Here is a 22,650-nt window from a genome sequence, read left to right as displayed (position 1 = left end):
TTCTATTCATTTAAAAATTTATCTAGTTCAGTATTCAATTCCTCATAGGTAAAACCATGAGGATAAAAGGTTCGTTTATCTCTATTATAAATTAAGGTAGCTGGAATTCCACCTTCCCAGTTTGCATCAATCTTTGGTATCCATTCATTCATTTTTGGGTCATCTAAAATAACCACCTCTCCTTTTAACTCCTTTTCCTTTACAAAAGGAACTAATCTTTTTTCCCACATGGATGGCATATCTAAACTTACCAAAAGCATCTTAACATTATTATCTTTTTGTTCAGCATAGGTTTGTTCAAAATCTGGGAGTTCTTCAATACAAGGTTTACACCAAGTGGCCCAAAAATTTACGATATAGGTTTTATCATCCTCTTTATTTAAAAGAGGCTCTAAACCGTCAAAATCATAAATTGGAAAATCAATACTAGACTTCTTGGTCTGTATGGATTCTTCTTGAGCGACTGTCTTTTTTTCTTCAAACTTGCAACTCTGCATCAAAAAAACAAACACTACAAAGAGCAATGTTAACTGCTTCATTAAATGAAATTTATAATTTAAAATTAACCATAAGAGTGACCTTCACTTAAAGGTTTAACATAAAATTGGCTATCCGAAATTTGGATAAATTTTTAGAATAAAATTATATTTGTATATACAATTGTTGTAATAACATGAATGTAGAGGAAATAATAAAGACGAATAAGAAAATGCCTATTGAAACTAGAACGATAATTCACTTATCACTAGTTAACTCTAAGCTAAATGAAGCAATGACAAATGCGCTAAAACCTTTTGATGTTTCGTTGCAGCAGTTTAATGTTTTACGAATTTTAAGAGGTCAAAAAGGCGTAGCTGCAAATCTCTCTACTCTGAATGAGCGCATGGTCACTAAAATGAGTAATACTACTAGGTTAGTAGATAAACTTTTGCTTAAAGGTTTTGTGGATAGAAAAGTTTGCCCAACTAACAGACGTAAAATTGAGATAAGTATTACCGCAATGGGAGAAGAATCGCTACAGGAAATGGATAAGGCTGTAGAATTGGCTGAAGCCGAGGTTTTGGTGGGTTTTACCCATCAAGATTTAGAAGAATTAAATAATTTATTAGACAAATTTTAAAATGAACGAAGTCCTAGAAAAAAACATATTAGAAAACAGAACTTGGCGATACGCCACTAAAAAATTCGATAGAAATAAAAAGGTATCCGATGAGGATTTCAATCTTTTGATGGAATCAGTAAGGTTGAGCGCTTCTTCCTATGGCCTTCAACCCTATAAAGTTTTGGTAATATCTAATATGGAAATAAGAGAAAAGCTAAAACCTGTTTCATGGGGGCAATCTCAAATAACCGATGCATCCCACTTAATTGTTTTAGCAAATCAGATTGATTTCGGTTCTGAGTTAGTTGACAATTATATCTCCAATGTTTCTGAAACTAGAAACATTCCTTTAAGTGGATTAAAACAGTATGGCGATTTTATGAAATCAAAATTGATAGACTTACCAGCTGAGCACAAAGCAATTTGGACTGCAAAACAAGCCTATATTGCTCTTGGCAACCTAATGCAAGCTGCTGCTGAACTAAAAATCGATACTTGTCCCATGGAAGGTTTTGAAGCTGAAGCATATGATAAAATCCTTGGTCTTACAGCAAAAGGATTAACTGCAGCAGTTGTCTTGCCGATAGGCTATCGTTCAGAAGAGGACGAAACACAACATTATGAAAAAGTTCGTAAATCGGACAAAGATTTTTTCACACATATATAAACCCAAAAATAGATTTCAACAAAAATTAATTTTAAAATCATGAAAAAGAACATTTTAAGTTTAGCCTTAGCTATAGTAATTGGTACGACAGTATCTGCAAACCCAATTGATGGCGAGAAAAAAGAAGTAAAAACAGATGCAAGTACGGTAACTTGGAAAGCCTATAAAGTAACTGGTTCACATACTGGTACAATTGCCCTGAAATCTGGCTCACTAGAATTTGATGGGGATAAATTAATTGGAGGTGAATTTGTAGTTGACATGACTACTATAAACACAACCGATTTAGAAGGTGATTACAAAGGAAAATTAGACGGGCATTTAAACTCTGACGATTTCTTTGCTACAGCTTCTAATCCAACATCTACATTAGTATTCACAGAAGTTGAAGCTTCTGGAAAAAATTCATACCAAGTAACAGGAGACCTAACTATTAAAGGTATTACCAAGCCCGTAACTTTTGATGTCTCTGTTTATGGTAGCAAAGCAACAGCCACACTAAAAGTAGATAGAGCTAAATACAATGTAAAGTATGGTTCTGGGAGTTTCTTTGATAATCTGGGAGACAAAACTATTTATGACGAATTTGATTTGGTTGTTGATTTAGAATTCTAAGCAATCTATTTGAAAAAGGAAATGAAAATATCCCGCTTTTACGACGGGATATTTTTTTATAACACATCTTTGTTTGATAGTTTAAAATTCATTTCTATATTTGAACTAATGAAAACAACAAACAAAACTTGGTGGTGGAGTAATTTACGACAACAATCGTGAACTGGTCCCTATTGAATAATATATAAAGGCTTGTCATCACGACAGGCCTTTTTTAATTTATAGCATTGCTAATTATGTCTTATAAACTTAAAACTTATCATAAAAAAATACTTGCAGATACGATTACCCCTGTTAGTGTTTATTTAAAAATTAGGGACAAATTCCCTAATAGTATTCTTTTAGAGAGTAGTGATTACCATGCCAATGACAATAGTTTTTCTTATATCTGCTGTAATCCCATAGCTTCTATAAAAGTTGAAAATGAAGCTATCATAAAAGAATTTCCTAATGGTGTAAAAGAAGAAAATCAAATTACAGATGATATCGAAGTTACGCAGGAAATAGATGCATTCAGCAAGAAATTTGAAGTAGAAAACCAAGATTTCAAATTTATAACAAACGGACTCTTCGGCTTTATGACCTATGATGCCGTCCGCTATTTTGAGGATGTTGAAATTTCAAAAAAGGATAACTCAGTTTCCATTCCGGACATTTATTATGCGGTATATCAGAATGTAATTGCTATTAATCATTTTAAAAATGAAGCTTATCTTTTCGCGCATTGCTTTGAAACTGAAAATAATATACATCAATTAGAACAAGTACTTAAAGTAAGGAGTTTTGCTTCATATAACTTTTCTAAAGACGGAACGGTTAAAACTAATTTAGAGGATGATGATTTTAAAGAACATGTAGCGCTTGCCAAAAAACATTGTCAACGTGGAGATGTTTTTCAATTAGTGCTATCCCGTAGATTTTCTCAGGGCTTTAAAGGAGATGAGTTTAATGTTTATAGAGCTCTTCGTTCCATAAATCCATCACCATATCTATTCTTTTTTGACTATGGTGATTTCAAAATTTTTGGCAGCTCTCCAGAAGCACAATTGATCGTAAAAGATGGTAAGGCAGAAATTCACCCTATTGCTGGAACATACAAACGTACCGGGAATGATGAAAAAGATGCAGAACTGGCAAAGCAATTAGCTCAGGACGATAAAGAAAATAGCGAGCATGTGATGTTAGTGGATTTGGCACGAAACGACCTGAGTAGAAATGGCAATCTTGTGAATGTGGAAACCTATCGTGAGGTGCAATATTTTTCGCATGTTATTCATCTAGTATCCAAGGTTACAGGAATAAAAAAACCTGATATTCCTACTCTAAAAATCGTGGCAGACACATTCCCTGCAGGAACATTAAGTGGTGCTCCTAAACATATGGCCATGCAGCTAATCGAAAAATATGAAAAAACCAGTCGGGGTTATTATGGCGGGGCAATTGGCTTTATGGATTTTAATGGAAACTTTAACCATGCCATTATGATTAGGACATTCCTTAGCAAAAATCATGAACTTCATTTCCAAGCCGGTGCAGGATTGGTGGCTGCCTCAAATGCTGAAGACGAACTACAAGAAACATATAATAAACTGGGTGCTTTAAATAAAGCTCTTGAAATTGCTGAAACTATCTAGATGGAAAGAAAGATATTAATGATAGATAATTACGATAGTTTCACCTATAATTTAGTGCACTATCTAGAAGATTTGGATTGTGAAGTCGTTGTAAAACGTAATGACCAATTAACATTGGAGGAAGTAGCTAATTTCCAAGAAATTGTACTTTCTCCTGGCCCTGGCATTCCAGATGAAGCTGGGCTTTTAAAAGAAATAATTGCGACCTATGCGGGTAAAAAAAGGATGCTAGGTGTTTGTCTTGGACAACAAGCTATTGGAGAAGTCTTTGGAGGTAGTTTACTAAATCTAGACAAAGTATATCATGGTGTAGCTACTACAATAGAAATTACAAAAGATGATTATATTTTTAAGGATTTGCCAAAGGAAATCGAAGTTGGACGTTATCATTCATGGGTGGTAAATTCAAATTTACCGGATAGTTTAGAGGCTACTTCTTTTGATGATAATGGACAGGTAATGTCATTAAGGCACAAAGAATTTGATATTAGAGCAGTGCAGTTCCATCCAGAATCTGTTTTAACACCGCAAGGGAAACAAATACTGAAAAATTGGTTACAGAAATGAAAGAAACACTAAATAGACTTATTAATCACGAAATTCTCGAAAAGGATGATGCCAAACAGATTTTGGTAAATATTGCTAAAGGGGATTATAATATAAGTCAGATAGCTGCATTTTTAACTGTATATATGATGCGTAGTATCACTATTGAAGAGCTAGAAGGCTTTCGTGATGCACTTTTAGAATTATGTTTAGCAATTGATTTATCTGAATATAATCCTATTGATTTATGTGGTACAGGTGGTGATGGCAAAGACACTTTTAATATTTCTACACTATCATCTTTTGTAACCGCAGGTGCAGATATAAAAGTCACCAAGCATGGTAATTATGGGGTTTCTTCTAAATGCGGTAGCAGCAACGTCATGGAATTCTTAGGCATTAAATTCAGTAATGAAGCAGACTTCTTAAAAAAGTCTATCGAGGATGCTGGCATTTGTGTACTACATGCACCTCTTTTTCATCCGGCGATGAAGAATGTAGCACCAATTCGTCGGGAATTAGCTGTAAAAACCTTTTTTAATATGCTAGGGCCAATGGTTAATCCTGCATTTCCAAAAAATCAAATGGTTGGGGTTTTTAACTTAGAATTGGCGAGAATGTACGGGTATTTATATCAAAACACAGATAAAAATTTTACCATTTTACATGCTTTGGATGGCTATGACGAAATTAGCCTCACTGGGGACACTAAAACTATTTCTAATGGTTCTGAAAGCATTATTAAACCATCAGATTTTGGAATAAGTACAATTAAAGCAAATGAAATTGTTGGGGGAAATGACATTCCTGATTCAGCACAGATATTTATGGACGTATTAAGTGGAAAAGGAACCGAAGCTCAAAATAATGTGGTTTGTGCCAATGCAGGAGTTGCTATTGCAACTGTAGAGCAAATAAGCCCAAAAGAAGGTTTTGAAAAAGCAAAGGAATCATTGCTTAGTGGAAATGGATTAGTGGCATTAAAAAAATTGCAGGAATTAAGTAAAAACTGAGACGAATTTGCGAGGTACGAAGCAAACTGTTTCATTAAGTAAACGGATTCCTTCGCTTCGCTCGGAATTGTGGTAAAATGAACATTTTAGATAAAATAGTAGCAGACAAACGAAAGGAAGTCGATTTAAAGAAATTGATTATTCCTGTCTCTCAATTGGAACAATCAGTTCTTTTTGGTCGTATAGGAAAATCATTGGCTAGTGCATTACGAAAAAGTGATACTGGAATTATCGCGGAACATAAAAGACGTTCTCCTTCTAAAGGAACTATAAACCAGAATACCAATGTAGGACAAGTAGCTATTGGATATCAAAATGCCGGTGTTTGTGGAATGAGTGTTTTAACGGATATCAAATATTTTGGGGGTTCTTTAGAAGATTTACTTTTAGCTAGAACTTCTGTTTCCATGCCTTTGCTCAGAAAAGAGTTTATCGTTGATGAATATCAAATAATAGAAGCAAAAGCGCATGGCGCGGATGTAATTTTATTGATTGCGGTAGTACTGACCAAGACGGAAATAAAAACACTTTCTGAACTTGCAAAAAGTATTGGATTGGATGTTTTGTTAGAAGTCCATAATGAAGAAGAATTGCAAAAATCCATCATGCCCAGCTTGGATATGCTAGGTGTTAATAATAGAGATTTAAAAACCTTTGAGGTAAGCTTAGATACTAGCAAAAGATTATCAAGTCTTATTCCTAATGATTTTGTAAAGGTATCAGAAAGTGGAATTAGTACTATTGGGGCAATTCAAGATTTAAAGCGATATGGGTACCAAGGGTTTTTAATTGGTGAGAATTTCATGAAAACTGATAATCCTGGTAAAAGTGCATCAGAATTCATTCAAAAATTGAAGTAGCTAATGGACTATTATTATACCAATAAAGGCAAGAATTTAGCAACTAAGGAGCGAGCATCCCTAAAGTTGAAAGTCTGTGGTATGAATAAGAATACATCAGAAGTTGCAGCGCTAAAACCAGATTACTTAGGTTTTATCTTTTGGGAACCTTCAAAACGTTTTTTTAAAGGTGATATGCCTTCAATTCCACATAGCATCAAAAAAGTTGGTGTTTTTGTAGATGCATCAATACAGGAAATTAAGCATTTGACAAAGCAATTTAAACTGTTGTATGTCCAATTACATGGAAAGGAAAGCCCTGCTTTTTGCGATGAACTAAAAAAGCAAGTACCTCAAATCAAGATTATTAAAGTTTTTTCAATAAAAAACAACTTCGATTTTAAGCAATTAAGGCACTTTGAGGATGTTTGCGATTACTATTTATTTGACACCAAAGGAAAATTACCAGGAGGCAATGGCTATACTTTCAATTGGTCAGTCTTAAAAAACTACCCATCCACCAAACCTTACTTTCTTAGTGGAGGCATTGGTATAGATGAAATAGCATCAATAAACGAGTTTATAAAAAGGCCTGAATCCCAATATTGTCACGCCATAGACATAAATAGCAAATTTGAATTGGAACCTGGTTTAAAGGATATTGAGAAACTAAAAGAATTTAAAAAATCACTAACTAACAACGAATGAGTTATCACGCAGATGAAAAAGGATATTACGGGGAGTTTGGGGGAGCATTTATTCCAGAAATGCTATACCCCAATGTAGAAGAGCTACGCCAGAAGTATTTGGATATTATGTATGAGGAATCTTTCCAAAAAGAATTCCACCAATTACTAAAGGATTATGTGGGCAGGCCTTCCCCACTCTATTTTGCAAAACGTCTTTCCGAAAAACACAATACCAAAATCTATCTTAAACGGGAAGATTTAAACCACACTGGTGCCCACAAAGTAAACAATACTATTGGCCAGATCCTAATGGCCAAAAAACTAGGTAAAACCCGAATCATTGCAGAAACCGGGGCTGGGCAACATGGGGTTGCGACCGCTACTGTATGTGCGTTAATGGGTATGGAATGTATTGTTTATATGGGCGAAATAGATATTGCTAGACAAGCACCAAACGTTGCCCGTATGAAAATGTTAGGTGCAGAGGTAAGACCTGCTTTGTCTGGGAGTAGAACCTTAAAAGATGCGACTAACGAGGCTATTCGTGATTGGATAAATAATCCAGTAGACACACATTACATTATTGGCTCCGCTATTGGACCTCATCCCTATCCAGATATGGTAACCCGATTTCAATCTGTGATTTCAGAAGAAATAAAATGGCAATTAAAAGAAAAAGAAGGGCGAGAAAATCCTGATTATGTGGTAGCCTGTATTGGTGGAGGCAGTAATGCAGCTGGTACGTATTATCACTTTTTAGATGAACCAGATGTAGGTGTCATTGCAGTTGAAGCAGCTGGAAAAGGAGTAGAAACTGGAGAAAGTGCCGCAACCTCTACATTGGGGAAAGTAGGCATTATCCATGGTTGTAAAACCATGTTAATGCAAACACCAGATGGACAGATAACAGAGCCTTATTCTATCTCGGCAGGATTGGATTATCCAGGTGTTGGCCCAATGCATTCCCACTTACACAAATCTGGAAGAGCAGAGTTTTACTCAGCAACTGATGATGAAGCAATGACAGCTGGGTTAAAGCTTTCACAATTGGAAGGTATTATTCCAGCTATAGAAACGGGACATGCCTTTGCAATTTTTGACCATAAAAAGTTTAAACCAGATGATGTAGTTGTGATAAGCTTATCTGGACGTGGGGACAAAGATTTACAGACCTACATTGATTATTTTAAGTTGGCTTAGAAATGAATAGAATACATCAAAAACTACAAGAGGACGGAAAACTCCTTTCCATATATTTTACCGCTGGATATCCCCGACTAGATGATACGGTCACCATTATCCAAGAGTTAGAGAAAAATGGGGTGGATATGATTGAAATTGGTTTACCTTTTAGCGACCCTCTAGCAGATGGTCCAACCATTCAAGGTAGTTCCACAGCAGCTTTAAAAAATGGAATGACTACAGAAAAGCTCTTTGAACAATTACAAGATATTCGAGAATCGGTTTCAATACCATTAATTGTAATGGGCTATTTTAATCCCATGCTTCAATATGGCGTAGAGGCATTTTGTGAAAAATGTCATGAAATAGGTATTGATGGAATTATTATGCCAGATTTACCCTTGGATGTTTACCAAGCAGATTATGAAGCTATTTTCAAAAAATATGGCTTGCTAAACGTATTCTTAATTACACCACAAACCAGCGATGAACGCATCCATCAAATTGATGACGCATCAGATGGTTTTATCTATATGGTAAGTTCGGCAAGTGTAACGGGTTCTAAATCTGGATTTGGTAACGAACAAACTGAGTACTTTGAGCGTATTTCAAAAATGAATTTAAAGAATCCAAAGATTGTGGGCTTTGGAATTAAGGATGCTCAAACCTTTCAACAAGCCGTTGAAAAGGCTAAAGGAGCAATTATTGGTTCTGCTTTTATAAAACATTTGTCCAATTTTGGCGTAGAGAAAATAAAAGCCTTTATTGATAAAGTTCGCTAATTCGTTACACCTCAAAGATGCGATTAAGTATTATAAATTTTTAAAATTAAACACTAAGCAGAATTCCTACTCGCATTAATATTACCGTAAAGTGATCGTGTTACAATCTTCTCATACAAAGCCTTAAACTCTGAGTTTTGCGTAATATGGTACAAGGCATTTTGCTGTATCACCAATAATGGCAGCACAATTTTTTCTCTAATTTTTACAGATTCACGAGAGACCACTTCATTCTCCATCAAAATTTTCTGTCCAGAAATCTGCAGCAACATTTTTTCAGAAAGTAGGCATTCTTTATGGAGTATGTTCCAAAATTCGCCAAACTCTGCATCCTCTTTTAAATAACTAGTCAAATTAAAATTGGTCTTTGCCAAAGACATCATACTATTGGACATCAAAGCTCTAAAAAAGGGAACTTCCTTGTATAATGCCTTAACTTCTTTTAACCTTCCTTGGTCTGCAAATTCTTTTATTGCTGAACCTAAGCCAAAATATCCAGGTACGTTCTGTTTTAATTGACTCCATGAACCCACAAATGAAATCGCTCTAAGGTCGGAAAGCGTAAGCTGTTTTTTATTTCCTCTTTTTCCAGGACGGCTACCAATATTTGCATTTGAATAATACTTGAGTGTACTGCGATGTTCCAAATACGGAATAAACTTATCATGCTGTTTTAAAGCATCATATTTAGCGAAACTCAATTCAGACAGCTCTTCTATTAATTTACGTTGTGTTGCGGAAATGGTATGCTCCTTACCGAACAGATTATTGCTTAAACCAGCAGTTAACAATTGTTCCGAATTATGCATAAACTGCTCTTTTGTACCGTAAGTACTAGTGATGGTCTGCCCTTGAATGGTCAATTGTATTTCATGGTTGGCAACATCTTTGGTCTGGGCTGCATAAAAACGGTGGGTTTTACCTCCACCTCTAGCTGGTGGACCACCCCTACCATCAAAAAACATCACTTTAATATCATTCTTTTTACAAACTCTGCTTATGGTTTCCTTAGTCTTTAGAATAGACCAATTCGCTTTTAAATATCCTCCATCTTTGGTACCATCAGAAAAACCTAACATGACGGTATGTACATCTCCGCGTCGCTCCAAATGTTTTCTATAGCTAGGAATATTAAAAAGAGCTTGCATTACCTCTTCAGAAGCATCCATGCCTTTCATAGTTTCAAAAAGTGGGATAATATCAAAAGTAATGTCCTTTTCTGCCCATCCACACCATCTAAACAATCCGAATACAAAAAGTACCGAGAATATATCTTCAGAATTACTAATGATGTAGCGATTACAACCTTCTTCACCATTCCTCTCCTGAATTGATTTTAATTGCTGAATATTAGTAATGGTATCTTTTACAATATCCTCATCAAAATCACTTGGTTTTAATTTAAAGTCTTCTTTCAAGAGCAATTTGACCAGCTCTTTGTCTTTCAATTCGTTAAGACTTTCTTTTATAATACCCTGCTTTTTTAATATGGATTCTACAACCAAATAATGCTTACTATGATCTTGGCGAATATCCAATGTTGCAAAATGGGTTTTGAAAATGTGTACTTTATCAATGAGTTCATCCAACTTCTCTAAATACAGACCATGGTAATTTGTGTCAAGATTTTCCCGGATTTGGAGCAATGAGCCGATAATTTCATCATAGGTAAGAACAACATTTACATTAAACATTGACCTGTACAACTTATCGCTAAGCAGATTTAACTCGTCTTGTAGCCCTTTAAATGTTAGTTTCTTACGCAGCGATTTGAGTTCATTGTAATAGCACTTCATTAAAGTGACTCGCAACTCATCTGCAACTTGTTTAGTTATGTCCGCAGTTACAAATGGATTTCCATCACGGTCACCGCCTGGCCAAAACCCCAGCTTCATGATTTCGTAATTATCAAAATTTTCGTTTCTGATATTACTCTTTACATACTGGAACAACTCACCAATAGCATCATAGTATGTATTCCTTAAGATATAAATAATGTTTTTTGCTTCATCCAAAGGTGTTGGCTTTTTGGCATTGACCAATGAGGTTAATCCTAATTGTTGAAGGGTAACATCAATATCATTAATTTGATCGCTATCTATTAATGCACGTAACTCGGCAATAATATCTAAAACTGAAGGGGTATAAAATTGTGTAGGATGGGCGGTCAGTACAATTCTAGCACTAAACGTAGATAATTTCTTAGAAATCTTGTCCCAGTTTTTGCTACGATTCACGAGTTCAAAATAATCTTTTATGGAAAGTGAACTAGTATATTCTTGAAGCTTTGGAAAAGCTGAGTCTTCTACACTATCATAAAGTACTACCTGTCTTTCTACATATTGGATGATGCGAAACATAAAATCCAACCGAGCTCTCTCATCCTTAATACCCGCAAAATTGGTGAAAAATGTTTCTAAAATCTCTTGTGGTTTTTGCCCGTTATCCAACCCTCTTTCACAGTGCTCAAACAACAAAGGGATCAACATCCCAACGTTTTCTATGTTACGGTAGGGTAAGCTTAAAAAAAGACTGTTATAGATATTAAATTTGTTTGTAACCGATTTTTTAAACTCCTCTAGTCTTTTTGCTTGCTGCATTTGATTCATCAGTCTGTCTTTTTTCGTTAATGGGGAATTTCAAATATCGTTATAAATGATAAAATCTGTCATTAAATTACCATCAAATCACACATTAACAGTAAGGAAAGATAAATTGTAACAAGCGAAATCGTTATCGTAGAAAATGTTTTCTGTATTGAAGCACTCTAAAGTCAAAAGTATTGAAATTTGGATTTTTATTCTTTAAGTCTTTATATAATTGAAGACTCCCAACAGCTCTGTTGGCAGCTCCTGAAGGAGCGGTAAGTGATACCGTTTTAATTTGCATTTTTGTCTTTGGGTGGATGAATTGGTGAATTCTGGGAACCCTATCAGAAACAACTTGAAATTCCACATTATTTTCTTTTAACAATTTTCTAAAAAAGTATTCTGGTCCATTCTTGCTATTTCCCCCTGTAAATAAAAGGGTATCTATGGTCGTAAACTGTTTTAAATACCCTAAAATATCCCTAAGCTTTGCATTTTGCATTCCCAAATCCGAAGCATCAATCTTCACTCGTTCCGCGCTATCAACAATATCACAAATACCTATCTTACTTTTCTTTAGAAATTCTTTTCGTTCTAGAATTGCAGCTTCAGTGTTTTCAAAAGTTAGGTCAAGGTCAAAAATTTCATTTAAAATCGGCCATAATTGTCCATCACGGCTTCCATAACAAAAATCCACATCCCTATCTTTAAATTCCCTTGTAGTAAACCTTGGCGGAGGAAGTGTACCAATAATTACTTTTTTAACCCCGTCAAAAAGAAAAGGCGGATAAGGGTGTTTGTGAATAAATTTAGACAAGATTTATAGATTAAATAAGTCTTGTAAAAATCGTTGTTTTTTCCTATTTTATGTAAAAACAAATAACATTTTATGGGAAAAGGGGATATAAAAACTAAAAGAGGGAAAATAGCCAATAAATCTTATGGTGCTAGGCGAAAACGAAAAATTAAAAAACGAACTACAATTGAAGAAAAATTGGGTACTGCTAAAACAAAATAATCCTAGTCAACCCTAAAATTTAAAACTACTTCACCTTCTTCATTAAAACTCAATTCGTAGGTATAAAGTCCAACTGGTAATGGACTTCTAATACTATCTGGAGTAAAGCTAAATTGAGTAGAATCTGTCTCTATAATAATATTATCCGCAGCATAGGCTGTTTCAAATTCTAAATATTCAGAAAAGGCATCTGGAGCAATGTTTTCAAAAACCAGAGTATCTACCCTCACCTGAACGTTTGTAAAATTAATATTGCTTTTATTGTTAATTCTAATATTTGCACCTGTTAATTCATCATCTCTATCTGTGCATGCAAATGCTATTAAAACCGCCAATAAAACTGAAAGAAGAATCTTTTTCATTACAATAGTCCTTTACTAAAAGAACGTTTGGAAAAAGAATTTATTCTATCTGATAAAAACAGGTTCACTTTCTTTCAGAGTATGAGCTTTGCTATACTCGTAATCATCGTAATTAAATGATTTTATATCTTCCAAAGTTTTGGCATCCTTGTCCAATATATAACGTACCATGGAACCTCTAGCTTTTTTAGCGAAAAAACTAATGACCTTTAACTTATCGTTCTTCCAATCTTTAAATATTGGTGTAATTATAGGAACCTTCAGTTTCTTTTCGTCAATAGCTCCAAAATATTCATTGCTGGCCAAATTCACAAACAACTCATTTTCTTCCAACTCAGAATCGAGGTGTTTGGTCAATTGTTCTTTCCAAAATTCATATAGATTTTTCTTGCGACCTACTTTTAGTTGGGTTCCCATTTCTAATCGGTAGGGCTGAATTAAATCCAATGGTTTTAATACGCCATATAGTCCGGATAAAATCCTTAGGGAATCTTGCAGACTGTCCAATTTTTCTTCGGGAATCGAATAGGCATCCAAACCTTGGTATACATCACCATTAAATGCAAAAACAGCAGGTCTTGCATTATCAGGGTTAAAAGGGGTAGAAAATTGTTGATTACGTTCCCAATTTAGCTGCGCCAAATTATCTGAGATGGACATAAGTTGAGATAATGCCTTTGGTTTCTTTTTGACCAAAACCTTGTTCAACTTTTCAGATTGTTCTATAAATTGGGGAATACTATATTTCTGGGTCGTCAACCTAGTTTCAAAGTCAAGAGACTTTGCTGGCGATATTACAATTTTCATAGTGCAGCATTTTCATCAAAAGTAAAACCAAATTCTTAAATAGGGAATATGCTATAAAAGGTCTTATTGATGCAAATATTGAAAGAATTGATATTAATTGGAATGTTGTGCGTAATTACGCCACTTTTCTATACAATTGACCATGTCATCAGGAAGGTCTGAATTAAAACGCATCATTTTGCCTGTAGCAGGATGTACAAACCCCAATGTCTTTGCGTGTAAGGCCTGTCTTGGTAAAACTTTAAAGGCATTTTCCACAAATTGTTTGTATTTGGTAAATGTAGTGCCCTTAAGGATTTTATCACCTCCATATCGCTCATCATTAAAAAGGGTATGTCCAATATATTTCATGTGAACACGTATTTGATGCGTTCTACCAGTTTCCAACTTACATGAAACCAGGGTAACGTAGCCTAAACGTTCTATCACTCTATAATGTGTTACCGCTTCTTTACCTTCATCACCTTCTGGGAAAACACTCATTTGCAATCTGTTTTTTGGATTACGGGCCAGATTACCCTCAATAGTACCTTCATCATCTTCCACATTTCCCCAGACCAATGCAACATATTCCCGTTCACTGGTTTTATCAAAAAATTGTTTGGCAAGGTGTGTCATCGCGGCTTCTGTTTTAGCAATTACCAAAAGACCTGAAGTGTCTTTGTCTATGCGATGTACCAATCCTGGGCGTTCTGAGCTGTTATTGGGTAAATTCTCAAAATGATAGACCAATGCATTGATTAAGGTTCCCGAATAATTACCATGCCCAGGATGTACTACCATCCCAGCAGGTTTATTTACAACTAACAAAAGTTCGTCCTCGTAAACAATATCTAAAGGAATGTTTTCCGGTGTCAATAATAACTCATGTGGTGGATGTTCAAAAAGCACTTTAACCTCATCTCCTGCCTTGACCTTGTAATTCTGCTTTACAATGGCATCATTAACCCAAATATTACCATCTTTTGCTGCCTTTTGAATTTTATTTCGGGTAGCGTTTTCGATAAAGTTCATTAAAAATTTATCGACACGCAGTGGTTCTTGTCCGCTTGAAGCAACAAACTTATGGTGTTCAAAAAGTTCATCTTGGGAAACATCTAAATTTTCTTCAGATTCCATCTTATTGCGAGTCTGCCTGAATACGTGCTTGCGGTGTTATTGTACCATTTCCACAAATCAACTCAAGCTTTGAAGTTTTTGGAAGTTTATCGCCAGGGTTAACATATTTGCCCTTATACTTCATTCTATAGACCATATCCTTCCCTAATTCATCTATGTAAGTTACGCGTTGGACTTCTAATCCAACAGCTCTTAACCTGGAAGTTGCATTTCTTTTGGTTACTTGTATAATATCGGGTACAGTGACCTTTTTATAGCCTGAAGGATTAACTGTAAAATATATCTTTCTATTATCTTTTACCTTACTACCTGCAAGTGGTTTTTGTTCTAAAATTGAAAAACGCGGAAAGTCTGGATTGTAGTTCGTGGAATCCAATACTTCATATCTTAACCCAGCGTCTTCAGCAACTTTGCGCATCTCTTGAACAGACATTTTAGAAAAATCTGGCACTTCAACAAACTCACCATGATTTGTTTCGCTCTTTAACCATTGTAGGGTGAGAAAAACCAATAAAATGGCTACCAGTAGTGCAAGTCCTAATTGAATCAAAAAAGTTTTACTCTTTAAAAACTGCAAAAATTGTTTCATGAAAAAGTGTTGACCGAACAAATATAGAAGAAACCACCCTTTTTTCTTTACTTTGGACCTAGGATATTTAACCACATAAAATGAAGCGTAAAAAAAAATTGGTGCTTGGTTTAAAATTAATGGCTGATTGCATCTGTCCAATCAAAAAAGAAATGTAAAGTCCTCAGATGAAAAAAAATGTAGCAATTATAATGGGCGGCTTCTCCAGTGAGCAGCATATCTCCTTAAAAAGTGGAAATTTTGTCTTTAAGCATCTAAACAAAGAAAAATACAATGTTTATCGTATCCATATTACAGTAGGTTCATGGCATTACGTTGATGATAACGGAATTGAACATAAAGTAAACAAGAATGATTTTAGTATTCATGTAAATGATGAAAAAATTAAATTCGATGTCATTTTTAATGCAATTCACGGAACTCCAGGAGAAGATGGTATTTTACAGGCCTATTTTAGGCTCGTAAATATTCCACATACTTCATGTGACCATTACCAATCTGCACTAACCTTTAACAAACGTGACTTACTAAGTACTTTAAAGCCTTATGGCATTAAATGTGCCACTTCCTATCTTTTAAACTTAGGCAATAAAATCAATTCCACAGAAATTATAGATAAGGTTGGCTTACCATGTTTTGTTAAAGCTAACAAAGCAGGGAGTAGCTATGGTATTTCCAAGGTCTATAAAGAAGAAGAACTAGTAACCGCAGTGGAAAAAGCTTTTAAGGAAGATGATGAAATTATTATAGAATCCTTTTTAGATGGCACTGAAGTTTCAGTAGGGGTGATAACTTATAAAGGTGAAGTTGCCGTATTGCCCATAACAGAAATAGTTACTGAAAATGATTTCTTTGATTATGAGGCCAAATACGAAGGGAAATCCCAAGAGATTACTCCAGCACGTATATCAAAAGAAAAACAAGAAACTGTTAGTGGCATAGCCAAGCATATCTACAAAATTCTAAAACTCAAAGGTTTTTCTAGAAGCGAATTTATTTTTATTGAGGACGAGCCCTATTTACTGGAAGTGAACACTACCCCAGGTCTTACGGAAGAGAGTATTTTACCACAACAGGCAATAGCTTATGGCATAACATTACCAGAGCTTTTTGAAAATGCCATTGAAGAAGCCCTAAAATAATACGTAACTTTAAACAAACACTTTTTATAAATGAGGCGAGCAATATTTCCTGGTTCTTTTGACCCTCTTACCCTTGGCCATTATGACATCATTAAAAGAGGTATCACCCTTTTTGATGAACTTTATATTGCAATAGGAATCAATGCAGATAAAAAGTATATGTTTTCCCTAGAAGACCGAAAAAGGTTCATAGAAGAGGCATTTAAAGATGAGCCAAAAATAAAGGTGGTTACCTACCAAGGTTTAACTATAGACTTTTGCAAAAAAATTGAAGCGAATTTTATTTTGAGAGGATTAAGAAATCCCGGGGATTTTGAATTTGAAAAAGCTATTGCCCACACAAATAGACATCTTTCCGAGATAGAAACTGTGTTTTTGCTAACCTCCTCTGGCAAATCTTACATTAGCTCTTCTATTGTTCGTGATGTGATACGGAACGGTGGTGATTATTCCGTTTTGGTACCAGATACGGTAGTAGTTAGAGAATAGATAAATCCTAACAAAATCATCTATTTTAAGTATTTTCTTACATTTACAACAAAATAGAGTCGGTTCACAACAATATCTACTTCAAATCTTATTGAACACATACTTTAGTAGGAAATTACTTATTTAAAACTTATCGATATCTACATCCCAAATAAGATTAGCCAAAAAGACAACAGTGTTTATCACAGTATAATTCGGCAGTTACCTACCCCAACTATAATTTTGGATAAAAAATTAGAACCTATCTGTATTTCTAAGGGATGGATAGACCTATTTTCATTTTTGGATGATTCAATATCCGATAGAAGAAAACTTGAATACTTCAAAAGCAAAAATGAGTGGCTAGACCTACTATTAAAGTGCATTTCTGAAGGTAAGGAATTGGGCTATCGCTCTAAGATAGGGAGCACTGAAGTGGAAAAGTATATCGAATGGGGTTTTAAACCATTTTATGAAGAAAAGGATAAAATAAATGGAGCGATAATTACTGCACAAGCTATATGCAAGTCTGTGGAGAATGAAATCCAAATAGAAAAATTAAATACATTACTAGAAACAAAGTCAGAGATCTCTAAAGTAGGCACATGGGAATATGACTTAGAGCAAAACATACTTTCTTGGTCAAAAATGACCAAAAAAATACATGAGGTTTCAGAGGAGTACAATCCAGAGGTTGAAACTGCAATTGAGTTTTATAAACAAGGCCATAGTCAAAACAGAATATCAATGTTGGTTCACAGAGCAATTACTGATGGCATGAGTTTTCAAGAAAGGCTTCAGATCATTACCGCAAAGGGGAATGAACGATGGATACTCTCTTCCGGAAAGCCCTTTTTTAAAGATGGCAAAATCACCAAGCTGTTAGGCACTTTTCAAGATATCGATGAACAAGTAAAAACAGAACTAAAAGTTACTGAGAGCGAACAACTTTTACACACATTAGTAGATAACCTACCCTTGAATGTATTTATAAAAGATGAGAATTCTCGGAAAATTTTAGTGAACAGAGCTGAATGTGAGTATTTGGGAGTTAGTAACCCAAAAGAACTTATTGGAAAATCCGACTTTGACTTGTATGAAAAAGATGTTGCTCAAATTTCTAGAGAAGAGGATTTACAGATATTAAAGACTTTACAACCAATTTTAGGGAAGGAAACGATAAGTACAAGAAAAGATGGTAGGAAAACCACTTTCCTAACCTCTAAAATTCCTCTTTTAGATATGTATGGTAAAGCTTATGCGTTGATAGGTATAAGTATTGATATATCTAATCTTAAGCAAAAAGAAGGTGAATTAAGAAGATTGATTGATGTCACTTCTGTTCAGAACAAAAAACTAGTAAACTTTGCCCATATCGTATCTCATAATCTTAGGTCACATACTTCTAACTTTTCCATGTTATTGGAGTTCTTAACCAAAGAGCATGAGGAGGAAGAAAAAAATAGAATCATAGCAATGCTTTCTAAGGCTTCGGACAATCTATTGAGTACGTTGGACAATTTAAATGAAGTAGTAAAAATAAACACCAATACCAGTGTTACCAGAGAGGCTATCAATCTAAAAAAATCATTTGAATCTGTCCATGAAAACCTTATCGCCTTATTCAAAAAAAATCAGGTAGAATTTAAAAATCAAATTCCTGCAGACCTAAATGTTCACGGCATCCCAGCCTACATTGATAGTATTGTTTTAAACTTGTTGACCAATGCCGTAAAATACAAGCATCCTAATAGAACTCCAATGATTACCGTAACTGCACAAAGAGAAGCTGGTAAGGTCGTGTTTAGTATTGAAGATAATGGTATTGGAATAGATTTAAATAAAAACGGTGATAAGCTATTTGGGATGTATAAAACATTCCATGATAATGAGGATGCAAGAGGTATTGGATTATATATTACCAAAAACCAAATTGAAGCTATGGGTGGAAATATCATCGCTTGTAGTGAGGTAGATTTCGGGACTACATTTAAAGTATATTTTGATGAAGGATATTAAAAACATTTTTGTGGTAGATGACGATTCCATAATGTTATTTGGAATGCGAAAAATGTTATCAAAAATTACTGAAAAGAGCACTGTTTTAGAGTTTAAAAACGGACAAACTGCTTTAAATGAAATTTCAGATCGCATTAAAAATGGAAATGTGTTGCCAGAAGTTATTTTTTTGGACATAAATATGCCAATACTAGACGGATGGGGATTCTTAGAAGAGTTTACGCAATTGGATATTAAAGAGAGAATTCTCATCAACATTATTACTTCCTCTATAGATCCAAATGATCGTGAAAAATGGCTATCATTCAGGAAAAAAACACATCATTATATAGACTTTGTAAACAAACCCATCTACAAAATTGAATTAAAGGATTTGCATAAAATGGATATGGCTTCGTAGAAATAAGTTTTACTTACTTTTGGTTTGAATTTAATAATGTTCAAATTAAAAAACGGTAATGAAAAATTACTTTTTTCTCGTATTACTTTTACTCTTCTTTTCTTGCGAAACAACGCAAGAAGAAAAAAAGGCTTCTTTTAAAACCGTTTTTGAACAGTCTGAAGGTAAAGAAACTGCTACCTATATAGAAACTATAGAATTCTATCGCAGTTTAGCGAAAGAATACCCAGAAATCAACATACAATCCATTGGAAATACGGACAGTGGTTATCCTCTACACATAGTTACCTTTAATGCGGATGGCAATTTTAATTTTGAGAAAATAAGGGAAGATAAACTACTCCTACTAATTAACAATGGAATACACCCAGGCGAAAGTGACGGTATAGATGCTACCATGCTATTATTTCGTGATTTAGCTGATGGCACGCTTGAAAAACCATCAAATATGGTGATAACCACTATCCCTATTTATAATATTGGTGGTGCCTTAAATCGAAATTCAACCACTAGGGCCAATCAAAATGGACCTATTTCTTATGGATTTCGAGGAAATGCACAAAACTATGACCTAAACAGGGATTTTATTAAGATGGATACTAAAAATGCTAAGTCATTTGCAGAAATCTTTCATCTTATAAAACCAGATATTTTTATAGACAACCATGTTAGCAATGGTGCTGATTATCAATATACTCTAACCCATTTATTTACCCAACACAATAAACTTGGAGGAAGTATCGGCAGCTATTTTAATAGAAATTTTAGACCAGAACTGGAGAGAAAACTGAAAAAAGAAGGCTGGGATATAACGCCTTATGTAAACGTTTTTAATAAACCTCCAGAAACTGGATTTTCACAATTTTTAGACTCACCCAGGTATTCTACAGGTTATACCACTTTATGGAATACTATGGGTATGATGCTAGAGACACACATGCTTAAACCATATAAGAAAAGAGTTGAAGGTACTTATGCGTTTCTTTCAGCGATTCTTTTTGTTACAGATTGGGGTACGGAAACCATTAAGGAATTTAGAAAAGACAGATTTTCAGAAATCGCCAATGCCAAAAACTATTATTTAAATTGGCAAATAGACACTACCAAGAGTAGTACATTAAATTTTAAAGGTTATAAAGTAGATACTCTAATAAGTAAAGTAACAGGTTTACCAAGGCTGAAATATAATAGAGGCATGCCCTTTACAAAAGAAGTAACCTACCAGAATTATTTTATTCCAAAAGATACTGTTGAAATTCCCGCAGCCTATATTTTCAAAAAAGGTTGGAATACAGTTAAAGACAGATTATCAACTAATAAAATTGAGTTTTTCGAACTCGAAAAGGATACTACCCTTACCGTAGAAAGTTATAGAATTGAAACGTATGACACTAGAAAAAGTGCCTACGAAGGGCATTATTTACATTATAACACAAAAGTAAGTAGTTCTAAAAAAGAGCTTACTTTTTCTAAAGGTGATTTGGTAGTGCCAAGTAATCAATATGGAATACGATATTTACTTGAAACACTGGAACCTCAGGCACCGGATTCGTTTTTCAACTGGAACTTTTTTGATACTGTGTTACAACAAAAAGAAGGGTTTTCTCCCTATGTATTTGAAGATGAAGCTTTAAAATTGCTCAAAGAAAATGAAGAACTAAGAAACAGCTTTCTCTTAAAGAAAGAAAATGAGGAGCAATTTGCTAAAAACTGGTATGCACAATTGGATTGGGTTTTTAAACAATCTAAATACTATGAGGATGCACATATGCAATATCCTGTATTTCGAATTTTAAAGGAAAGTCCAGCTGAAGGTATTCTAAAAGATTGATTCGTCTTCAAAAAGCAGCTTAATATTAAGGTATGAGTTCTTTAAGGCTTTTGCTATCTTTTTAGACCCCTTCCATTTCACTTTTGTGATTCCCTCTTCTTTTTGGGCGACCAACTTACCAGAATAAGAGGTTGTCATATCAAACCAAACTACTTTTTTTAACCGGTATTCACCATTTCTCTTAAAAATATGGTATGTAGTCTTTAGATAGTTTTTTATGACCAATTCCTTTACCCCTGTTTCTTCTTCTACCTCACGTATAGCAGCTTTTTCAATAGATTCGCCCTTATCCAATTTTCCTTTTGGCAAATCCCATTTATCGTTCCTGTAAATAAAGAGTACCTTTCCCTTAGGATTTCTCACCATTCCGCCAGCAGCCACTACCAATGGAATTTTCATACTGAACTTTTCTAAAATCTCCTCAGTTGGGTCATAAATATAAGCGGTATCGAGTTTCTTTTTGGACAAAGCCGTAATTGCATAATTAATAGAATCATCCTCCATTAAAAAAACGTTTCCAACACTATTATCCGGTCGTTTATTTGTTAAAATCAGTGGAGATTCATTAACAAAAACTTTATACATTTGCGCAATGATTTTAGACAAGAACAGCGCTAAGAAAACGGCTGAGCTATTGCTACAAATTAATGCAATAAAGTTGAAACCAGAAAATCCATTTACATGGGCTTCTGGTTGGCGGTCACCTATCTATTGTGATAACAGAATAATTCTTTCATTTCCACAAATCAGAAATTTTGTCAGAGAAGAAATGGCGAAACAGGTTGAATCTCTATATGGAAAACCTGATGTTATAGCTGGGGTAGCTACTGGCGCCATTGGTATTGGTATATTAGTTGCAGAAGCTTTAGGGCTGCCTTTTATCTATGTGAGACCAGAACCTAAATCTCATGGCAGACAAAATCAAGTTGAGGGCCATTTGGAATCTGGACAAAATGTTGTGGTTATCGAAGATTTGATAAGTACTGGAAAAAGCAGCTTAAATGCTGTAAGAGCACTTAAAGATGCAGGTGCCAATGTTAGGGGTATGGTTGCGATTTTTACTTACGGCTTTGAAATTGCTACTGAAAACTTCGAAAAGGAAAATGTAGCTTTAAATACTTTGAGCGATTATGAGCATTTAATTCATCAAGCGTCTGAAACCAGTTATATAAAAGAAGAAAATTTACAAACCTTATTGCAATGGAAAACAAATCCTGCGCAATGGAAACCATAACTTA

General features: G+C 34.5%; 25 protein-coding genes. 17 read left to right on the top strand and 8 right to left on the bottom strand.

From position 1 onward, the window contains the following. Positions 1–2 precede the first annotated feature (2 nt). Positions 3–539, bottom strand: coding sequence for a TlpA disulfide reductase family protein (locus tag AACP56_RS16380; protein ID WP_339338469.1), 537 nt, complete (start codon positions 537–539; stop codon positions 3–5). Positions 540–673: 134 nt separating this feature from the next. Here AACP56_RS16380 and AACP56_RS16375 point away from each other — a divergent pair, with 134 nt between their 5' ends. The 10 genes from AACP56_RS16375 to trpA all read left to right on the top strand — a co-directional run bounded on the left by AACP56_RS16375 (position 674) and on the right by trpA (position 9,069). Beyond that, positions 674–1,120, top strand: a complete 447-nt coding sequence (locus AACP56_RS16375; protein ID WP_339338467.1) for a MarR family winged helix-turn-helix transcriptional regulator — start codon at positions 674–676, stop codon at positions 1,118–1,120. A 1-nt stretch (position 1,121) separates the two neighbouring features. Then, on the top strand, positions 1,122–1,769 hold the full coding sequence (locus AACP56_RS16370; protein WP_339338465.1) for an NAD(P)H-dependent oxidoreductase: 648 nt from the start codon (positions 1,122–1,124) through the stop codon (positions 1,767–1,769). Between the two features lie 39 nt (positions 1,770–1,808). Next, complete coding sequence (locus AACP56_RS16365) at positions 1,809–2,384, top strand: YceI family protein (RefSeq protein ID WP_339338463.1); 576 nt, start codon at positions 1,809–1,811, stop codon at positions 2,382–2,384. 236 nt (positions 2,385–2,620) lie between these two features. Continuing rightward, positions 2,621–4,018, top strand: coding sequence for an anthranilate synthase component I family protein (locus AACP56_RS16360; protein ID WP_339338461.1), 1,398 nt, complete (start codon positions 2,621–2,623; stop codon positions 4,016–4,018). Continuing rightward, entirely contained in the window at positions 4,019–4,585 is a 567-nt protein-coding gene (locus tag AACP56_RS16355) for an anthranilate synthase component II (protein ID WP_339338459.1), read from the top strand. It abuts the gene before it with no gap. Next, a complete protein-coding gene (trpD, locus tag AACP56_RS16350) occupies positions 4,582–5,577 on the top strand; it encodes an anthranilate phosphoribosyltransferase (RefSeq protein WP_339338457.1) in 996 nt (331 codons plus the stop codon). Before AACP56_RS16355 ends, trpD begins: the two co-directional genes overlap by 4 nt. Positions 5,578–5,654: 77 nt before the next feature. Further along, the gene (trpC, locus tag AACP56_RS16345; protein WP_339338455.1) at positions 5,655–6,437 is read left to right on the top strand and encodes an indole-3-glycerol phosphate synthase TrpC; all 783 of its coding nucleotides are present in this window, start codon (positions 5,655–5,657) and stop codon (positions 6,435–6,437) included. A gap of 3 nt (positions 6,438–6,440) precedes the next feature. Next, positions 6,441–7,124 carry a phosphoribosylanthranilate isomerase gene (locus tag AACP56_RS16340; RefSeq protein ID WP_339338452.1) on the top strand — a complete coding sequence of 228 codons (684 nt, stop codon included), beginning with the start codon at positions 6,441–6,443 and terminating at the stop codon, positions 7,122–7,124. After that, positions 7,121–8,305: a tryptophan synthase subunit beta gene (gene trpB, locus AACP56_RS16335; protein ID WP_339338450.1), complete on the top strand. Its 1,185-nt coding sequence runs from the start codon at positions 7,121–7,123 to the stop codon at positions 8,303–8,305. The genes AACP56_RS16340 and trpB overlap by 4 nt, the downstream gene beginning before the upstream one ends. Before the next feature lie 2 nt (positions 8,306–8,307). Then, a complete protein-coding gene (gene trpA, locus AACP56_RS16330; protein ID WP_339338448.1) occupies positions 8,308–9,069 on the top strand; it encodes a tryptophan synthase subunit alpha in 762 nt (253 codons plus the stop codon). A gap of 53 nt (positions 9,070–9,122) precedes the next feature. Here trpA and AACP56_RS16325 read toward each other — a convergent pair whose 3' ends face one another. After that, positions 9,123–11,669: a phosphoenolpyruvate carboxylase gene (locus tag AACP56_RS16325; RefSeq protein WP_339338516.1), complete on the bottom strand. Its 2,547-nt coding sequence runs from the start codon at positions 11,667–11,669 to the stop codon at positions 9,123–9,125. 133 nt (positions 11,670–11,802) lie between these two features. Beyond that, positions 11,803–12,474 (bottom strand): uracil-DNA glycosylase family protein, encoded by a 672-nt coding sequence (locus AACP56_RS16320; RefSeq protein WP_339338446.1) that lies wholly within the window; start codon positions 12,472–12,474, stop codon positions 11,803–11,805. A 72-nt stretch (positions 12,475–12,546) separates the two neighbouring features. Here AACP56_RS16320 and AACP56_RS16315 point away from each other — a divergent pair, with 72 nt between their 5' ends. After that, positions 12,547–12,675: a 30S ribosomal protein THX gene (locus tag AACP56_RS16315; RefSeq protein ID WP_339338444.1), complete on the top strand. Its 129-nt coding sequence runs from the start codon at positions 12,547–12,549 to the stop codon at positions 12,673–12,675. A gap of 2 nt (positions 12,676–12,677) precedes the next feature. Here AACP56_RS16315 and AACP56_RS16310 read toward each other — a convergent pair whose 3' ends face one another. From AACP56_RS16310 to AACP56_RS16295, 4 genes are all read right to left on the bottom strand, one after another. Continuing rightward, positions 12,678–13,037 (bottom strand): hypothetical protein, encoded by a 360-nt coding sequence (locus tag AACP56_RS16310; protein WP_339338442.1) that lies wholly within the window; start codon positions 13,035–13,037, stop codon positions 12,678–12,680. Between the two features lie 45 nt (positions 13,038–13,082). After that, a complete protein-coding gene (yaaA, locus tag AACP56_RS16305; RefSeq protein WP_339338440.1) occupies positions 13,083–13,844 on the bottom strand; it encodes a peroxide stress protein YaaA in 762 nt (253 codons plus the stop codon). A 93-nt stretch (positions 13,845–13,937) separates the two neighbouring features. After that, positions 13,938–14,963 (bottom strand): RluA family pseudouridine synthase, encoded by a 1,026-nt coding sequence (locus tag AACP56_RS16300; RefSeq protein ID WP_339338438.1) that lies wholly within the window; start codon positions 14,961–14,963, stop codon positions 13,938–13,940. Between the two features lies 1 nt (position 14,964). Beyond that, positions 14,965–15,552, bottom strand: a complete 588-nt coding sequence (locus tag AACP56_RS16295) for a PASTA domain-containing protein (RefSeq protein ID WP_339338436.1) — start codon at positions 15,550–15,552, stop codon at positions 14,965–14,967. 167 nt (positions 15,553–15,719) lie between these two features. On the opposite strand from AACP56_RS16295, the gene AACP56_RS16290 reads away from it, so the two are divergent. From AACP56_RS16290 to AACP56_RS16270, 5 genes are all read left to right on the top strand, one after another. Continuing rightward, positions 15,720–16,694: a D-alanine--D-alanine ligase gene (locus tag AACP56_RS16290; RefSeq protein ID WP_339338434.1), complete on the top strand. Its 975-nt coding sequence runs from the start codon at positions 15,720–15,722 to the stop codon at positions 16,692–16,694. 30 nt (positions 16,695–16,724) lie between these two features. Further along, the gene (gene coaD / locus AACP56_RS16285) at positions 16,725–17,183 is read left to right on the top strand and encodes a pantetheine-phosphate adenylyltransferase (RefSeq protein ID WP_339338432.1); all 459 of its coding nucleotides are present in this window, start codon (positions 16,725–16,727) and stop codon (positions 17,181–17,183) included. A gap of 222 nt (positions 17,184–17,405) precedes the next feature. After that, complete coding sequence (locus AACP56_RS16280; RefSeq protein ID WP_339338430.1) at positions 17,406–19,181, top strand: sensor histidine kinase; 1,776 nt, start codon at positions 17,406–17,408, stop codon at positions 19,179–19,181. Next, positions 19,168–19,581: a response regulator gene (locus AACP56_RS16275; protein WP_339338428.1), complete on the top strand. Its 414-nt coding sequence runs from the start codon at positions 19,168–19,170 to the stop codon at positions 19,579–19,581. The genes AACP56_RS16280 and AACP56_RS16275 overlap by 14 nt, the downstream gene beginning before the upstream one ends. A 58-nt stretch (positions 19,582–19,639) precedes the next feature. After that, complete coding sequence (locus tag AACP56_RS16270; protein WP_339338426.1) at positions 19,640–21,412, top strand: M14 family metallopeptidase; 1,773 nt, start codon at positions 19,640–19,642, stop codon at positions 21,410–21,412. On the opposite strand, the gene AACP56_RS16265 is transcribed toward AACP56_RS16270, so the two are convergent. Continuing rightward, the gene (locus AACP56_RS16265; protein ID WP_339338424.1) at positions 21,401–21,997 is read right to left on the bottom strand and encodes an NUDIX hydrolase; all 597 of its coding nucleotides are present in this window, start codon (positions 21,995–21,997) and stop codon (positions 21,401–21,403) included. The two genes, AACP56_RS16270 and AACP56_RS16265, sit on opposite strands and share 12 nt — an antisense overlap. 7 nt (positions 21,998–22,004) lie before the next feature. On the opposite strand from AACP56_RS16265, the gene pyrE reads away from it, so the two are divergent. Beyond that, positions 22,005–22,646, top strand: coding sequence for an orotate phosphoribosyltransferase (gene pyrE, locus AACP56_RS16260; protein ID WP_339338422.1), 642 nt, complete (start codon positions 22,005–22,007; stop codon positions 22,644–22,646). Positions 22,647–22,650: the final 4 nt, after the last annotated feature.

It is taken from the genome of Croceitalea sp. MTPC6 (assembly GCF_036985525.1).
Lineage (GTDB): Bacteria > Bacteroidota > Bacteroidia > Flavobacteriales > Flavobacteriaceae > Croceitalea.
Note: the sequence above shows the minus strand (reverse complement) of the source record. Positions and strands in the feature narration are given on the sequence as shown.

Coding starts and splice junctions, on each gene's coding strand:
- AACP56_RS16380 (WP_339338469.1), bottom strand. CDS start 539: ATGAAGCAGTTAACATTGCTCTTTGTAGTGTTTGTTTTTTTGATGCAG.
- AACP56_RS16375 (WP_339338467.1), top strand. CDS start 674: ATGAATGTAGAGGAAATAATAAAGACGAATAAGAAAATGCCTATTGAA.
- AACP56_RS16370 (WP_339338465.1), top strand. CDS start 1,122: ATGAACGAAGTCCTAGAAAAAAACATATTAGAAAACAGAACTTGGCGA.
- AACP56_RS16365 (WP_339338463.1), top strand. CDS start 1,809: ATGAAAAAGAACATTTTAAGTTTAGCCTTAGCTATAGTAATTGGTACG.
- AACP56_RS16360 (WP_339338461.1), top strand. CDS start 2,621: ATGTCTTATAAACTTAAAACTTATCATAAAAAAATACTTGCAGATACG.
- AACP56_RS16355 (WP_339338459.1), top strand. CDS start 4,019: ATGGAAAGAAAGATATTAATGATAGATAATTACGATAGTTTCACCTAT.
- trpD (WP_339338457.1), top strand. CDS start 4,582: ATGAAAGAAACACTAAATAGACTTATTAATCACGAAATTCTCGAAAAG.
- trpC (WP_339338455.1), top strand. CDS start 5,655: ATGAACATTTTAGATAAAATAGTAGCAGACAAACGAAAGGAAGTCGAT.
- AACP56_RS16340 (WP_339338452.1), top strand. CDS start 6,441: ATGGACTATTATTATACCAATAAAGGCAAGAATTTAGCAACTAAGGAG.
- trpB (WP_339338450.1), top strand. CDS start 7,121: ATGAGTTATCACGCAGATGAAAAAGGATATTACGGGGAGTTTGGGGGA.
- trpA (WP_339338448.1), top strand. CDS start 8,308: ATGAATAGAATACATCAAAAACTACAAGAGGACGGAAAACTCCTTTCC.
- AACP56_RS16325 (WP_339338516.1), bottom strand. CDS start 11,669: ATGCAGCAAGCAAAAAGACTAGAGGAGTTTAAAAAATCGGTTACAAAC.
- AACP56_RS16315 (WP_339338444.1), top strand. CDS start 12,547: ATGGGAAAAGGGGATATAAAAACTAAAAGAGGGAAAATAGCCAATAAA.
- AACP56_RS16310 (WP_339338442.1), bottom strand. CDS start 13,037: ATGAAAAAGATTCTTCTTTCAGTTTTATTGGCGGTTTTAATAGCATTT.
- yaaA (WP_339338440.1), bottom strand. CDS start 13,844: ATGAAAATTGTAATATCGCCAGCAAAGTCTCTTGACTTTGAAACTAGG.
- AACP56_RS16300 (WP_339338438.1), bottom strand. CDS start 14,963: ATGGAATCTGAAGAAAATTTAGATGTTTCCCAAGATGAACTTTTTGAA.
- AACP56_RS16295 (WP_339338436.1), bottom strand. CDS start 15,552: ATGAAACAATTTTTGCAGTTTTTAAAGAGTAAAACTTTTTTGATTCAA.
- AACP56_RS16290 (WP_339338434.1), top strand. CDS start 15,720: ATGAAAAAAAATGTAGCAATTATAATGGGCGGCTTCTCCAGTGAGCAG.
- coaD (WP_339338432.1), top strand. CDS start 16,725: ATGAGGCGAGCAATATTTCCTGGTTCTTTTGACCCTCTTACCCTTGGC.
- AACP56_RS16275 (WP_339338428.1), top strand. CDS start 19,168: ATGAAGGATATTAAAAACATTTTTGTGGTAGATGACGATTCCATAATG.
- AACP56_RS16270 (WP_339338426.1), top strand. CDS start 19,640: ATGAAAAATTACTTTTTTCTCGTATTACTTTTACTCTTCTTTTCTTGC.
- AACP56_RS16265 (WP_339338424.1), bottom strand. CDS start 21,997: ATGTATAAAGTTTTTGTTAATGAATCTCCACTGATTTTAACAAATAAA.
- pyrE (WP_339338422.1), top strand. CDS start 22,005: ATGATTTTAGACAAGAACAGCGCTAAGAAAACGGCTGAGCTATTGCTA.